Annotated in this window: 12 protein-coding genes; 7 read left to right on the top strand and 5 right to left on the bottom strand. The window is 68.5% G+C overall.

Translation table 11 applies throughout. The features are described from left to right. Position 1 precedes the first annotated feature (1 nt). Positions 2–1651 carry a cytochrome bc1 complex cytochrome b subunit gene (gene qcrB, locus PFX91_RS00435; RefSeq protein ID WP_285728570.1) on the top strand — a complete coding sequence of 550 codons (1650 nt, stop codon included), beginning with the start codon at positions 2–4 and terminating at the stop codon, positions 1649–1651. Positions 1652–2079: 428 nt separating this feature from the next. Here the strand turns inward: qcrB and PFX91_RS00430 are convergent, their stop codons facing one another. Next, on the bottom strand, positions 2080–3879 hold the full coding sequence (locus PFX91_RS00430; protein WP_285728569.1) for an AMP-dependent synthetase/ligase: 1800 nt from the start codon (positions 3877–3879) through the stop codon (positions 2080–2082). A 491-nt stretch (positions 3880–4370) separates the two neighbouring features. On the opposite strand from PFX91_RS00430, the gene PFX91_RS00425 reads away from it, so the two are divergent. Both PFX91_RS00425 and PFX91_RS00420 read left to right on the top strand, forming a co-directional pair. Next, complete coding sequence (locus PFX91_RS00425) at positions 4371–4814, top strand: hypothetical protein (RefSeq protein WP_285728567.1); 444 nt, start codon at positions 4371–4373, stop codon at positions 4812–4814. A gap of 424 nt (positions 4815–5238) precedes the next feature. After that, on the top strand, positions 5239–6186 hold the full coding sequence (locus PFX91_RS00420) for an ROK family glucokinase (protein ID WP_285728566.1): 948 nt from the start codon (positions 5239–5241) through the stop codon (positions 6184–6186). A gap of 73 nt (positions 6187–6259) precedes the next feature. Here the strand turns inward: PFX91_RS00420 and PFX91_RS00415 are convergent, their stop codons facing one another. Continuing rightward, positions 6260–7075 (bottom strand): lysophospholipid acyltransferase family protein, encoded by an 816-nt coding sequence (locus PFX91_RS00415; protein WP_285728565.1) that lies wholly within the window; start codon positions 7073–7075, stop codon positions 6260–6262. A 472-nt stretch (positions 7076–7547) separates the two neighbouring features. Here PFX91_RS00415 and PFX91_RS00410 point away from each other — a divergent pair, with 472 nt between their 5' ends. From PFX91_RS00410 to aroF, 4 genes are all read left to right on the top strand, one after another. After that, positions 7548–8345: an alpha/beta hydrolase gene (locus PFX91_RS00410; protein ID WP_285728564.1), complete on the top strand. Its 798-nt coding sequence runs from the start codon at positions 7548–7550 to the stop codon at positions 8343–8345. Beyond that, positions 8342–9232, top strand: coding sequence for a hypothetical protein (locus tag PFX91_RS00405; RefSeq protein ID WP_285728562.1), 891 nt, complete (start codon positions 8342–8344; stop codon positions 9230–9232). Before PFX91_RS00410 ends, PFX91_RS00405 begins: the two co-directional genes overlap by 4 nt. 3 nt (positions 9233–9235) lie before the next feature. Then, entirely contained in the window at positions 9236–10411 is a 1176-nt protein-coding gene (gene macS / locus PFX91_RS00400; RefSeq protein WP_285728948.1) for a MacS family sensor histidine kinase, read from the top strand. A 322-nt stretch (positions 10412–10733) separates the two neighbouring features. Further along, positions 10734–11780 (top strand): 3-deoxy-7-phosphoheptulonate synthase, encoded by a 1047-nt coding sequence (gene aroF / locus PFX91_RS00395; RefSeq protein WP_285728561.1) that lies wholly within the window; start codon positions 10734–10736, stop codon positions 11778–11780. A gap of 75 nt (positions 11781–11855) precedes the next feature. On the opposite strand, the gene thiI is transcribed toward aroF, so the two are convergent. The 3 genes from thiI to PFX91_RS00380 form a co-directional block, all read right to left on the bottom strand. Then, positions 11856–13139: a tRNA uracil 4-sulfurtransferase ThiI gene (gene thiI, locus PFX91_RS00390; protein WP_285728559.1), complete on the bottom strand. Its 1284-nt coding sequence runs from the start codon at positions 13137–13139 to the stop codon at positions 11856–11858. A 246-nt stretch (positions 13140–13385) separates the two neighbouring features. Next, a complete protein-coding gene (locus tag PFX91_RS00385; RefSeq protein ID WP_285728557.1) occupies positions 13386–14411 on the bottom strand; it encodes a 6-phosphofructokinase in 1026 nt (341 codons plus the stop codon). 200 nt (positions 14412–14611) lie between these two features. Next, on the bottom strand, positions 14612–15268 hold the full coding sequence (locus PFX91_RS00380) for a response regulator (RefSeq protein WP_285728556.1): 657 nt from the start codon (positions 15266–15268) through the stop codon (positions 14612–14614). Between the last annotated feature and the right edge of the window lie 118 nt (positions 15269–15386).

Raw genomic sequence — 15386 nt, 5'->3', positions numbered from 1 at the left:
GATGAGTAAGACCACGCAAGCACCCAAGGCGCTTCGCGGCGTCGGCAATTTCATCGACGACCGCTTCCACCTGGCGAAGACCGGCGAGAAGAACCTGCGCAAGGTCTTCCCGAACCACTGGTCGTTCATGCTGGGTGAGATCGCGCTGTACTCGTTCATCATCCTGCTCGTCTCGGGCGTCTTCCTCACGCTCTGGTTCAAGCCGAGCATGCTGGAGGTCGTCTACGACGGCGCCTACGAACGCCTGCAAGGCGTTCCCATGTCCGAGGCCTACGCCTCCACGCTCTACATCGACTTCGAGGTGCGTGGCGGGTTCCTGGTCCGGCAGATCCACCACTGGGCCGCGCTGATCTTCGTTGCCTCACTGGTCGTGCACATGCTCCGGGTGTTCTTCACCGGGGCGTTCCGCAAACCGCGTGAGATCAACTGGCTGATCGGTGTGGCGATCTTCGGTCTGGCCATGGTCGAGGGGCTCTTCGGCTACTCGCTGCCGGACGACCTGCCCTCGGGCATGGGCGTGCGCATCCTGCAAGGCGTCATGCTCGCCCTGCCGTTGGTCGGCCCGTACATCTCGATGTTCCTCTTCGGCGGGGAGTTCCCGGGAGAGGACATCATCACGCGGCTGTACATGCTGCACGTGCTGTTGATCCCGGCGCTGCTGCTGGGCCTGATCGTGGCGCACTTCATGATCCTGTGGCACCAGAAGCACACCCAGTACCCGGGCACGGGGCGTACGGACAAGACGGTGGTCGGAACACCCATGTATCCGGCGTTCGCCGTCAAGGCGGGCGGGTTCTTCTTCTTCACGTTCGCCGTGACCGCGGGTCTGAGCGGGTTCGTGCAGATCAACCCGATCCACCTGTTCGGGCCCTTCACCCCGACGTCCATCACCTCGGGCCTCCAGCCCGACTGGTACATGGGCTTCATGGAGGGATCGCTGCGCATCTTCCCGAACTGGTTCGACATCGCGCCCTTCGGCTACGCCATTCCGACCGCGGTCCTGGTGCCGGGCCTGATTGTTCCGGGTCTGATCTTCGGTGGTCTGGCCTTGTGGCCGTTCATCGAACAGTGGATCACCGGGGACAAACGCGCGCGCAACGTCGCCGACCGCCCGCGCAACGCGCCGGTGCGCACTGGTGTGGGCGTGGCGGGAATCACCTTCTACGGTGTGCTGTGGCTGGCCGGGTCCAACGACATCCTGTCGGAGACCTTCTCGATCGACCTGTACCTGACCACGTACATCTTCCGTGTACTGGCCATCGTGGGTCCGATCCTGGGCTACATCATCGCCAAGCGGATCTGCCTGGGTCTGCAACGCCGTGACCGGGAGACCCTGGAGCACGGTTACGAGAGCGGCACCATCCAGCAGCTGCCCAGCGGTGAGTTCATCGAGGTGCACAAGCGCAGTTCCGACGAGACGATCCACGTCCTGGAGAACAAGCCGCCCCTCACCTCGACCGCGCTCAGCGAGCCCGAGGTCGACGACAAGGGCGTGGAGAACCCCAAGACCCGCAAGGGTCCAGGTAAGCTCCGCCTCGCCCTGGCCCGGTGGTACACCAAGGACAACGTGTCGCTCGACGACGTGGAGCCCTACAGTGGCCACCACCTGCACCACTCCGTTCCGGAGGGTGAGAAGGAGGCGACCCACTAGGGGAGACCCCCGGTCCGCCCGAACGCGGACCCGGAACGCCCCTGGGCGTCCACCACGCCGTTGACGGACCCGGCCGCGAACGCGGCCGGGTCCGTCCGTGTTCGCGACCCGGCCCGTGTGTTCGCGGCCTTGCCCGGAGGGGGTCGTCGACACCACGGCCGGGCCCCCGTCCCGACCATCCACCAGAGGGGTCCGCAAGGGTCCCGAGGCGCTCGGCGCCCCGGGGCCCGGCCCGTCCGTACGTGTGGACGAAGGGGGCGAGACGGCCTCGCCTCCACCGGCTCGTCGCGGAGAAGGGTGCCACGACGGTGCCTGCCTCCCACCGTGGGCGAACGCCGAACGTGCGGGGCGGGGAGGGGAGGGGACGTCGAAGGGCCGGCCACCCCTTTCGGGTGACCGGCCCTTCGACGTCGGTGCGCTCGTGGGCCTCAGCCCGCGTAGATGCTGTCGATCTCCTGGCTCCACTGCTTGCTGACCACGTGGCGCTTGACCTTCAGGGAGGCGGTCATCTGACCGTTCTCCTCGGTGAAGTCGCTGGGCAGGATCTTGAACTTCTTGATGCCCTCGGCCTTGGACACCGCGTTGTTGGCGTTGTCCACGGCCTCCTGGACGGCGGCGTTCAGATCGGGATCCTCGGTCAGGTCCGCGATCTCGCCGGTCTTGTTGTTGGCTTCCTTCCACTGCACGAACGACTCGGGGTCGATCGTGACCAGCGCGGCGATGAACTTGCGGTTGTCGCCGACCACCATGCACTGGCTCACCAGGGGGTGGGCGCGGATGCGGTCCTCCAGGACGGCCGGGGCGACGTTCTTGCCGCCCGCGGTCACGATGATCTCCTTCTTGCGTCCGGTGACGCTCAGGAAGCCGTCCTCGTCCAGGGAGCCCAGGTCGCCGGTGCGGTAGAAGCCGTCCTCGGTGAAGGCCTCCTTGGTGGCCTTCTCGTTCTTCCAGTAACCGACCATGATGTGGTCGCCCTTGAGGAGGATCTCGCCGTCGTCGTCGATCCTGACCGTGGTGCCGGGCAGCGGCCGGCCCACGCTTCCGATCTTGTTGAAGTCGGCGCTGTTCACCGTGGTGGGGGCCGTGCTCTCGGTCAGGCCGTAGCCCTCGATGATGGTGAAGCCGATGCCGCGGAAGAAATGGCCCAGACGCGAGCCCAGCGCGGAGCCACCGGAAACGGCGTATTCGGCGTTGCCGCCCAGGGCCGCGAGCAGCTTGCTGTACACCAGCTTGCTGAACAGTGCGTGGCGGAGCTTGAGTCCGAAGGGGATCCTGCCGCTGTCGAGGGCCTTGCTGTAGGCGATGGCCGTCTCGGCCGCGGCGTTGAAGATCTTGCCCTTGCCCTCGGCCGAGGCCTTCTGCTCGGCCTTGGTGTAGACCTTCTCGAATACGCGGGGGACCGCGAGCAGGAAGGTCGGGCGGAAGACGGAGAACTGCTCCATCAGGTCCGGGCCGGTGGAGGGGTAGTGGCCCAGGATGGCCTTGGCCTCGATGACCATGACCTGGACGAAGCGGGCGAAGACGTGTGCCAGGGGCAGGAACAGCAGGGTGGAGGGGTTCTCCTTGCCCTGCATGACCTGCTGGGCCGGCCCCTCGATCGCGCCGCGGGCGATGAACAGGAAGTTGCGGTGGGTGAGTTCACAGCCCTTGGGGCGGCCTGTGGTACCCGAGGTGTAGATGAGGGTGGCGAGGTCGTCGACCTTGACCGCGGTGCGGCGCTTCTCCAGCGTCTCGTCGCCGATGTCGCCGCCGGCGGAGCGCAGTTCGGAGAACTCGGGTCCGTCGAACCTCCAGACCGTCGTGAGCTGGGGGGTCTTGTCCCGGACCGACTCCAGACGTTCGGCGTGTGCCTGGGTCTCCACGAAGGCGGCCTTGGCTCCGGAGTCCGACAGGATCCATTCGATCTGTTCGGCGGAGGAGGTCTCGTAGATCGGAACGGTCACGGCGCCGATGGACCAGAGGGCGTAGTCGACGACGGTCCACTCGTAGCGGGTGCGTGACATCAGGGCGACGCGGTCACCGTGTTCGATGCCGGCGTCGAGCAGGGCCTTGGCGTACGCGGTGATGTCACCGTGCAGCTCCGCCACGGTGACGTCGCGCCACTGGCCGGACTCCTGACGGCGGGCGGCGACGGCGTGGGGCTCGCTGGTCGCACGCGCGGCGAGCGTGTCGGTCAGTCGCGCGTCTGCGGAGATCTCGACCTTCGCGGGAGAGCTGTATTCGCGCACGTGGTGCTCCTGGACGTGTACGGGTTTTTGACAGTGGGGACGTGATGACCGTAACAACAGGACTCTACTCGTGAGTAGAACACGTTGCCGTTCGGTATCCAACGGTGACCCGACAGGGCTGATAAGAGGAGGCCAGAGCACTGTACGACACGCTCTGCCCTCTTCTGGGCACGCACTGGAGTCGGGTCGGGTGTGTCGATCGGATCCTGTCCGACCTTCGGGGCGCCCGGTGTTCCGGCCTTCTCGGGGCGGACGGGCGAAAGTGGCGGTCTGGTCGCCCCCGGTATGCACGCGAGACTATACGCAGAGCATGACTTTGTGCACATCAGGGGCCTTGTGGAGTCTTTGTGGCTTATGTGGCATTTGTCAAGCTTTGTCGCTGCCGACGTCCGTACCACCCTGGTTCCTCCCTGATCCTGCCCCGGGAGCCTCCCCGGCGCCCTCGGTGCCGGTTACCGTGAAGCAGGACCTGGTATGAGGAGGAATCCGACATGACGGAGAACGCCAACCGTAATGGTGGCGAGGGCAGGGGTGAGGGTCAGGAGCTCATCGACGAGGCGTTGAGGCTCGTCGACAGCCTCCAGCGCAAGCTGCTGACGGCCGGGGTCCGCCGTGGGGTGAGCGCCGTCACCTCGCCTCCCCCGAGCAAGGGGGACGTGTGGGAGGAGGCCATCCGGTTGGAGTCGGAACAGCGCCGTCCCGCGTTGGAGGAGGTGCTGGACATCGTGCGTTCCTCCGCCCCCGAGGTGGTCGGGCACCTCGGTCGAGCCGGTCTGGCGATGGCCGGTGCCCTGGGCCGCACCTGGAGCGTGGTCGAGCACTCCTTGGAACAGGCCCGTGAGGACGCCCCCGGACAGGGCTCCGAACGAACCGGAGGACCCACGCGAAGCGAAGGGGCGGACGACGGCGACCGTCGGCTCCCCACGGAGAGCTAGCGCCCGCTCCTCCAGCACTCCCCGGACTGCTTCTTCCAGCACTCCCCGGGCCGCCACAGCGAAGACGCCCACGGGGTTCTGGAGGTGCCGGAGGCGGGCTTGCGAGGAACGAGCCGACACGCCGTAGGTGCCGAAGGTTTCCGTGTTCGGGACGTCTGAGCACGGGTCGGAGCGCGGCGGAGGTTTCCAGGGGGTGCGGGGAAGACGCCCACGGTGTTTCGGGGCCGTCGCCAACGCCCCGGTCCCTGGTCCTGTGCCGAGCCGACGGGCCTGGCCTCGCGCGTCCTGAGCCGCTGTGAGGGCGGGGGTGCCGGGGGTGGCGCGGGCCTGGTTTAATCAAGGGGCTTCCCCATATGGAAAATCTCAGCCATGAACCTTAAGACTTATGTCAGAGTTCGGGCGTAAGTACGAAGGAGCTGCCCCCATGCTGACCATCGGCGTAGACATCGGCGGCACCAAGATCGCAGCCGGAGTCGTCGACCGCGACGGGCAGATCCTGGACAAGGTCAAGTACCCCACCCCCGAGAACGATCCCCAGGGGCTGGCCGCCACCGTCGCCAGGGCCGTCGAAGAACTACGCGGAAGGCGGGACTCCGGGGACATCGGGGCGGTGGGCGTCGGTGTGGCCGGTTTCGTGGACGAGGAGCGTGCGACCGTCCAGATCGCGGTCAACGTCGGTCTGCGTGATGAGCCGCTCAAGGAGCGTCTCCAGGAGAGCGTGGGCCTGCCCGTCGTCATCGAGAACGACGCCAACGCCGCCGCCTGGGCCGAGGCCAGGTTCGGGGCCGGACGCGGCAGCGACCACATCGTCTGCATCACCCTGGGCACCGGTATCGGTGGCGGTCTGGTCATCGACGGTGTCCTGCACCGCGGACGCTTCGGCGTGGCGGCGGAGGTGGGCCACTACCGCGTGGTCCCCTACGGGCGTCGTTGCCCCTGCGGCAACCACGGATGCTGGGAACAGTACGCCAGCGGCCGTGCCCTGGTCGCCGAGGGACAGGACCGCGCACGCACCGACCCCCTGGCCGCCGAGCGCATGCTCAAGCTCGCCGACGGTGTCGTCGAACAGGTCCAGGGGCATGTCATCACCCAGGCCGCGCTCGAAGGGGACAGGGCGGCACTGGATTGCTTCGCCACCGTCGGAGAGTGGGCCGGCGTCGGCCTGGCCGACCTCGTCGCCATCCTCGACCCCGAGTGCTTCGTCCTGGGCGGCGGGGTCTCCGACGCGGGGGCCATCCTGTTGGACCCGGTCCGCGACTCCTTCGCACGGCACGTCTCGGGCAGGCCCGGGCGTCGCCTGGCCGATGTACGCCTGGCCGAACTGGGGGGAGAGGCGGGCATCGTCGGAGCCGGTGACCTGGCCCGTCACTGACGTGGTGTCGGCCGGGGCGGCCGTACGGGCGGGCCGGTGCGACCGCGCGGACCCCGCCTCGCCGCCCGTACCGCTACTTCTCGGGCTCGCCGCTCTTGGACCGCTTCTTCTCCTCGCGGCGGGCCCGGCGCTCCTCCTTGCGCCGAGCACGCTCGGCACGTCTGCGGTCCTTGTCGTCGGCGTTCTGCTCGCGCCGGGCCTCCTTGGCCTCGGCCTCCAGATCGGCCTTGACCGACTGCGCGTAGCGGTCCACGTACTCCTGACCGGACAGCTCCATGAGCGCGTACATGATCTCGTCGGTCACGGCGCGCAGCACACGAGGATCCTTCTCCATGCCGTAGTAGCGGGAGAAGTCCAAAGGCTCGCCGAACTTGACCTTCGGGCGGATGCCCAGCTTGGGAAGGGTGCGCCCGGGTGGCATGATCCTGTCCACGTTGATCATCGCCATGGGCACGACCGGTGCCCTGGACTCCAGCGCCAGCCGAGCCACCCCGGTCCGTCCCCGGTACAGCTTGCCGTCGGGGGAGCGTGTGCCCTCGGGGTAGATGCCCAGCAGGTCACCGCGTTTGAGGACCTTCAGGCCGGTGCGCAGCGCCGCCTCGCTGGCCTTGCCGCCGGAGCGGTCGATGGGGATCTGGCCCACGCCGGTGAAGAAGGCCCGGCTCAGCAGCCCTTTGACGCCCTTGCCGGTGAAGTACTCGGCCTTGGCCAGGAAGGTGATCTTCCGTGGCAGCGGCAGTGGGCCGAAGAAGTGGTCGGAGAACGACAGGTGGTTGCTGACCATGATGGCCGGCCCCCGGCGTGGAACGTTCTCCACGCCCTCGGCGCGCGGTTGCCACAGCACGGCCAGCACCGGCCCCAGGAACGCTTTGACCACCCAGTAGAACATCGCTCAGATCACCCCTGCACACGCGGGGAGCATTGGGCAGGATCTGCCACGATTCACTGTCCCGCTCGGCTGACATTGCCATGAGGGCCCACGCCCGAAGAGCCACGGTGGAGCCGCTACCCGACGTGCGCCATCTTCCCACCGCGCGGGGGAGAGTGCCAAAGCGTCCCCCGAACAGCCGTCCACCTGACGCAGACCGAGGATACTCAGTCGGGCCCGACCGCCGGCGTCCCCTCCCTCCTCCGGTGCGCGGACGGCGGCCCTCACCCGGCCGGGACGGCGTCCCTCCCCGGAGGACGGAGTCCCTTTTTCCGTCCGCGGAAGGGATATCCGTCCCCGCGCCTGATGACAAACAATTCGCCGAACGGTTAGCCTCACGGCTGGAGCCAGGATCCGCATGCCCTTGACGACCGAGCTCCGGCCGCCCGTGTCCTCAGCCGCCGCACACCGCATGATCCCCTGGAGCCGCTCCGTGAGACCGCCCACCGACCACCCGCTCATCTTGGGCGCGGAACCGTTCAGCCACCGCGGATCGGGGGTCGGTGTCCTGCTGTGTCACGGCTTCACCGGTTCGCCGTACTCGATGCGCCCTTGGGGCGAGTACCTGGCCGCGGCGGGATTCAGTGTGGAGGTTCCCCTCCTTCCCGGGCACGGCACGGTGTGGCGGGACATGAACCTCACCGGCAGCGACGACTGGCTCGCCGCGGTCGAACGGGTCCTCCTGGACCTGTCCTCGCGTTGCGAGGAGGTGTTCGTCATGGGGCTCTCGATGGGCGGAGCCCTCACTTTGCGCCTGGCCCAGGAACATCCCGACCTCGTGAGCGGGGCCGTGCTGGTCAACCCCTCCCTGGTGGTGGAGGACATGCGTCTGCCCCTCATCGCGCCCTTCCGCCACGCGATCTCGCGGATCATGCCCTCCACACCCGGGTTGGGCGCCGACATCTCCAAGGACGACACCGGCGAGGGCGGCTACGACCGCGTTCCCACCGCCGCCGCGGCGACACTCCCGAAGCTGTGGCGTGAAGTTCAGGAGGGCATGTCCGGTTTGCGGGCGCCGATCCTGGCGTACAGGAGTACACAGGACCACGTTGTGGGACCACGGAGTCTGCGTATCCTCGCTAGAAGAGCGGTCAACACCCGGCTGACGATCCATCTGCTTCACGACAGCTACCACGTGGCGACCCTCGACCATGACGCCGCCACGATCTTCGACGGGAGCCTCGCCTTCGTGCGAGAGCACAGGAGAAGCGGGGAAGGAGCCGACCGATGACACAACGTCGGGGCAACGGCCTACTCGCCGACGCCTACGTGCCCTTGATCCTGCTCGCGCCCTCGCACGCCGACCTGATGTTGGAGGCGCTGCGACGCAGCGGTATCGCCGCCTACGCCGTGCCCCTGGAGGAGGACGTCCTCGATCCGGCGGGAGGACGAAGCGACGACCCGCCCACCGACCACCTGTACGTGGACGCGGAGGAACGGACCGCCGCCGAACAGGTCCTGGGGGTGGAGCTTCCCCAACTGGGCGGGCGTGCGACCCCTGATCTGCCGGCGCCGCACGAACCGCGGCCCGAGGGCGACGGGGGTGGGCCCCCCGGAATCTCCGAGACCCTGGGCGGCGACCTGCTCGACGGTCCTCCCGCCGACGTCGGTCCCGACGCCGCACCGGCCGGGTCCACGAACGAGGACGAGGTCTGGAACGACCTGGTCGCGCGCTTCTACGACGACGCCGACGCCTCGGCCGAACGCCGCCGGGTCGCCTGGCCCGACGCCGAGAACCTCAGCGCCTCCGACCGGAGGGAGGAGACCTCCCCCGGTGGTGACCTCCTGGACGGGGGACCCGACGGATTCGACGAGGGCGAGGAGGACGACGAGGACGAGGCCCGCCGCCGCGCCGAGGCGGAGTTGGAGGGACACTACGAGCCGCCGCCACCGCCACCACTGCTCCAGGGCGACCGTGTGGGCATCGCGGCCTGGTTCGGTGTTCTGGGAGCGCCGGCCCTGGTCTTCGGGGCCGCCTTCCTCGGCATCACCCTGCCCGGCTGGTCGATGTTCATGGCCGTGGTGGCGTTCCTGGTCGGTTTCGTCGTGCTCCTCTTCCGGATGACCGACTCACGTCCCCCCGGAGACAACGGGCCGGACAACGGGGCGGTGGTCTGAGCACTGGGTTTCGACGTCCCCCTCTGGCGGGCCTTCGCACTCTTTCGCGCGGTGGCCCTGGCCTACTCCCTGCTCCTCACGGTCCAGCACCACGAGTACCTCTCCCGCCCCTGGGCGGCCTGGACGGTGCTGACGGTGATGTCGGCATGGACCGTGGCCACCACCTACGGTTACGCCCGCCCCGAGAACCGTACCTGGCGACTGCTCACCGCGGACCTGGTCGTGTCCTTCGGCTGCCTGTTCGCCACCGCGTGGGCGGCCACGCCGTTCTACCTCACCCAGGCTCCACCGCTGAGCGGCTACTGGTTCGCGGGAGCGGCGTTGGCGGCCAGTGCCATCCTGGGCAGGCGCGGCGCGGTGCTCGTCGCGGTTCTCTACGGTGTCGCCGACCTCGCCCTACGCGCGATCATGGACGCGGCCGTCACGGCCGCGACCGCCCGGGGTGTGGTGCTGCTGCTCCTGAGCGGGTCGGCCGTCGGTTACATGGTCCGTGTGGCGGAACAGGCGGAGGAGCGCTTCGCCCGGGCGGTCGCCCTGGAGGCTCGTATCCGTGAGCGCGAGCAACTGGCACGCTCGATCCACGACTCGGTGTTGCAGGTGCTGGCCCTGGTGCGGCGGCGGGCCGCGGAGGCCGGAGGAGAGGCCGCGGAACTGGGACGGATGGCCGGCGACCAGGAGGTGCGGCTGCGCGCACTCATCACCGACGGCCTGCCCGACCGAGACGGGACACCGCTGCGACCTTCGACGGTGGAGAAGGTCGGCCACACGCCGACCTCCGGCCCCTCCACCTCACCGGTCGACCTGCGGGAACTCCTGCGCCGTGTCGAATCCGTCCACGTGTCGGTGTCCGCACCGGCCACACCCGTCACCCTGCCCGGTCACGCCGCACAGGAGTTGTTCGCGGCCGTTCTCGCGGCCCTGGACAACGTGGACCGACACTGCCCGAAGGGCACCCGTGTCTGGGTCCTGCTGGAGGACGAGAACGAGGCGGTGACCGTGTCCGTGCGCGATGAGGGACCCGGTATTCCGGACGGACGGTTGGCACAGGCCCGCGCGGACGGCCGCCTCGGGGTGGAACAGTCCATCCGAGGACGCCTACGCGACCTGGGAGGCTCCGCCGAGTACGTGTCGGTCCCAGGGCAGGGAACGGAGGTGGAGATGCGCGTTCCGCGGAACTGAGACGTGTGCGACGCCCGCTGGAGGGCCGCCGGGCTCCGGGCGGGCCGACCACGGAGGAAGGGCATCGCCACCGTGGGGACTCCGAGAGCAACATCACCCGGCCGTCGCGTGCGGATCCTTGACGGCGGTGCGCTATAGTCACTGCCATGCAGCGGATCTTTTGGCGCTTTTATGGCTACCGGCCCGACACCCCGGTCGCCTGTAAAGCGCTGCGCTGACACAGACGACTTGAGCCCCGGGCCGGTAGAGCCCGGGGCTTTTTCGTGTTCCGGGCATCATTCGGCTCGCTTCTCCACCCGACAAGCAGCGAGGAAGAAACCACATGGTCATCGTGATGGCACCGGACGCCACATCCGACAACATCGAAGATCTGGTCGAGATCGTCACCTCCGCGGGAGGGGAGGCCTACGTGACGCGCGGTGTGAGCCGCACGATCGTGGGTCTGGTCGGAGACATCGAGAACTTCCAGCACCTCGACCTGGCCGCTCGCCCCGGTGTCGGTGACGTTCTGCGCATCTCCGCCCCCTACAAACTCGTCAGCCGCGAGAACCACCACAGCCGCAGTGTCGTCAGCGTGCGCGGAGTGCCCATCGGCGGCGACAACGTGACCGTCATCGCCGGTCCCTGCGCGGTCGAGACCCCCGAGCAGACCCTCACCGCGGCCCGGATGGCGATACGCGCCGGGGCCTCCCTGCTGCGCGGTGGCGCCTACAAACCCCGTACCTCCCCCTACGCCTTCCAAGGCCTGGGCGAAGAGGGACTGAAGATCCTCGCCGACGTGCGAACCGAGACCGGACTGCCGATCGTCACCGAGGTCGTGGACGCCGCGGACGTCGAGCTCGTCGCCTCCTACGCCGACATGCTCCAGATCGGCACCCGCAACATGCAGAACTTCGCCCTTCTCCAGGCGGTCGGAGACGTGGGCAAGCCGGTGCTGCTCAAGCGCGGCATGAGCGCCACCATCGAGGAGTGGCTGATGGCCGCCGAGTACGTCGCCCAGCGCGGCAACCTCGACATCGTTCTGTGCGAGCGGGGCATCCGTACCTTCGAGAAGGCCACACGCAACACCCTGGACATCAGTGCCGTTCCGGTCGCCCAGAACCTGTCGCACCTGCCGGTGATCGTCGACCCGTCCCACTCGGGGGGCAAACGGGAACTGGTCCTGCCGCTCTCGCGTGCGGCCGTGGCCGTCGGCGCCGACGGCGTCATCGTGGACGTGCACCCCCACCCGGAGAACGCCCTGTGCGACGGTCCGCAGGCCCTGGTGGAGGAGGACCTGGCCGAACTGCGGGACCTGGCGGGCACCCTGGGCGCGTTGACCGGACGTACGCTCACCCCGGCTCCCGGCCGCGAACCGGCCCGGTTGTGAACCGGGTGTAGGACGGGCGCGACGTCCGATGGGAACACCACCGCCGTGGGGGAGGCCTCCCCCACGGCAGGGTTCCTAACCGGCCAGCGACGCGCTCGCGGGCGCCACCCGTCGCGGGGCGGCCTCACCCAGGAAACTGGGCTTGTGGACCTGGGCGGTGGAGACCAGGTGCTCGGCGAGCTCCTCGGCGTCCAGGCGCTTCTCGATCTGGCGCAGGTCCGGGATCTTGGCCGCGGTCTCCACCTGACGCGGGGTCAGCATGGTGCAGCAGTCCTCGTCGGGCAGTTCGGAGATGGACAGCGTCCCGATCCGACGCGCCTGGTCCATGATCTCGGTCTTGTCCATACCGATGAGCGGGCGCAGGATCGGCAGGTCCACCGCGTCGTCCAGAGCGGTCAGGTTGGTCATGGTCTGGCTGGAGACCTGACCCAGCGCGTCACCGGTGATCAGGCACTCGGCACCAAGGTCGTCGGCGAGCGCCTCAGCGGTCTTGAGCATCAGACGACGTTGGGCGACGATCTGGAGTCGCTCGGTACCCGAACTCTTGAGCTGCTGCTGGGCCTTGCCGAAGGGGACCACGAACAGGCGTGAGCCCACCTGGTAGCGGTCCAACTGACGGACCAGGCTGTAGGCCTTGTAGATGGACTCCGGCCCGGTGAAGGGCATTCCGGAGAAGTGCAGGAAGTCGACCTTCAGACCGCGTCGGATCATCCGGTGCGCGGCGACGGGGGAGTCGATCCCCCCCGACATCAGGACCAGGCCGCGACCGCTCATCCCGGCGGGCAGGCCGCCCTGCCCGGGGATCCCGTCGGTGAACACGAACGCCTCGTCCTTGTCCACCTCCACGTACAGGGTGTTGTCGGGTCGCTTGAGGTCGACGGGGTATCCGTAGGCCTCGATGACCTTGGAACCCAGGTACCCGGCCAGCTCCGACGAGGTCATCTCGAAACGCTTGTCACGGCGGCGGGCACGCACCGCGAAGGTGCCCTCGCGCCCGGCCAGGGAACGCACGCCGACGTCGGTGATCGCGTCCAGGTCCTTGGCCACCCGGCGGACCAGGTGCACCCAGACCACGCCCATCACGTTGGCCATACGGTCGGCGATCTCGGCGATCTCCAGGTCCGAGGCGTCGGGCTTGCGCACGATGATCACGCCCGCGCCTCGCTGGGAGAGGCGGATCTCGCCCAGGTCGCGCACCGAGGCGCGGATGTTGTTGTGCAGGCGACGCTCGAAGAGCCTGCGGTTGGAGCCCTTGAGGACGATTTCGCCGAGCTTCATGAGCACGCAGAGCTCGCCGAGCCCGGCGTCGGTTCCGTCCTCGACTGCGGGAAGCGGCGCGGACTCAAGCGACGCGGACATGGTGCTACCTCCGGTGGATGCCTTCGTGCCCCGGTGCGAGATGGTACGGCGGGGCGGAGCCGGGATCGCCCTTTGCCATCCTTCCAGTATCGATCATCCTCCACACCGCTCCGTCCATCGGAAGGACGGCGGGCGGCGCGGCTCCCGCCACGTGAGGCGCCCCCTCCCCGTTCCCGGGGAGGGGGCGCGGAGCGTCCGGAGGCTTCGGCGCACGTGGCCGGTGGCCGACATCCGGGCGGACCCGGACTAGCCGAAGAAGACCTCGGCCTCCTCGTAGCGGAAGTCGGGAACCGTCTTGAGGGTGTCGGTCGCCTCGGACAGGTTCACGCGGACGATGTCGGTGCCCTGAAGGGCCACCATCTTGCCGAAGTCGGACTCGTGCACGGACTCGATGGCGTTCACCCCCAGACGGGTGGCCAGCACCCGGTCGAACGCGCTCGGGGTACCACCGCGCTGCACGTGTCCCAGGACCACCGAGCGCGCCTCCTTGCCGGTGCGCTGCTCGATCTCCTGGGCCAGGCTCTGGCCGATGCCGCCCAGGCGCACGTGCCCGAAGGAGTCCTTCTCCCCGGTGGCCAGCTGTAGCTGCCCCTCCTTGGGGTGGGCGCCCTCGGCGACCACGATGATGGGCGCGTACTGGGTCTCGAAGCGGCTCTCGACGTGCTTGACGACCTCGTCCATGTCGAAGGGGCGCTCGGGAATGAGGATGACGTTGGCGCCCGCGGCCATACCGGAGTGCAGGGCGATCCATCCGGCGTGGCGACCCATGACCTCCACCACCAGGGCACGGTGGTGCGACTCGGCGGTGGTGTGCAGGCGGTCGATCGCCTCCGTGGCGATGTTCACCGCGGTGTCGAAACCGAAGGTGTAGTCGGTCGCGTTGAGGTCGTTGTCGATGGTCTTGGGCACCCCCACGACGTTGACGCCGCGGTCGTACAGCTGGCGGGCCACTCCCAGGGTGTCCTCACCGCCGATGGCGATGAGGGCGTTGATGCCCAGTCCCGCCATGTTGTCCTTGACGCGCTCGACACCGCCCTCGATCTTCATGAGGTTGGTGCGTGAAGAGCCCAGGATGGTGCCACCCCGGGGCAGGATGCCGCGCACCGCCGTCACGTCCAGCGGCATGGTGTCGCCCTCCAACGGACCACGCCAGCCGTTCCGGAAGCCGACGAACTCGTAGCCGTAGTCCTTGATGCCCTTCCGGACCACGGCGCGGATGACCGCGTTCAGACCAGGGCAGTCTCCGCCACCGGTCAGCACCCCGACTCGCATGCGACTTCTCCTCGACGTTGTGTACTCGTACGGCGCATGGCGCCATATGGTCTAGACCATAGTGTGCTCAGGGACCCCGGGCCAACCCGGGAGGCCCGTCCGGGAGCGGACCGTGGGAGGGGAAGACGGCCACGGGAACGGACGACGTTGCGCCCTCCGCGTGCCACCCCCGCCCAGGGCACGGACTCCATGACCCCAGACTATGCGTCCAGACCCCGGTCGATGGCGTACCGCACCAGCTGCACACGGTTGTGCAGGTGCAGTTTGGTGAGGGTGTTCTGCACATGGTTCTGCACGGTGCGGTGGGAGATGCCCAGCCGCTGCGCGATCTGTTTGTAGGCCAGTCCCTTGGCGACCAGGCGCAGGACCTCGGTCTCACGCGGGGTCAACGCGGGCGCCCCCGGGGCCGGGGCGCGTTCGGCGGAGGACAACCTGCGGTACTCGCCCAGGACCAGACCGGCCAGACCCGGGGTGTACACGGCCTCGCCCGTGTTGACCCGGCGCACCGCCTCCAGCAGCTCCTCACGCCCCGCGGACTTGACCAGATAGCCGGTGGCCCCCGCCTTCACCGCGGCCAGGACGTCGTCACCGGCGCCGCTCGCGGACAGCACGAGAACCCGGGGAGGCTCCGGCAGCGCGACCAGACCCGCGGTCAACTCCACCCCGGTCATGTCGGGCAGGTTCAGGTCGACCACGGCCAGGGTGGGACGTGTGGCCGGAGCGATGCGCAGCGCCTTGGCCCCGTCGCCCGCCGTTCCCACCACAGCGAAGCCGGCCTCCTCCAGGTCGCGCGCCACCGCCTCACGCCACATCGGGTGGTCGTCCACCACCAGTACGCGGACCGCCTCGCTCAGCATGAAGCGACCCTATACCGCCGGGGAGACCATGGGCGGATCGGGAAGGGGAAGAAAGAAGGGGCGCGTGGTTCCATACGGCCCACGCGCCCCGGCGGTTCCCGGTGTTCTCAGGGGAGAC

Source organism: Nocardiopsis sp. ATB16-24 (assembly GCF_030271535.1).
In the GTDB taxonomy this organism is placed as follows: Bacteria; Actinomycetota; Actinomycetes; order Streptosporangiales; family Streptosporangiaceae; genus Nocardiopsis.
The sequence above is the reverse complement of the archived record's forward strand: the minus strand, read 5'-3'. Positions and strand labels throughout refer to the sequence as shown.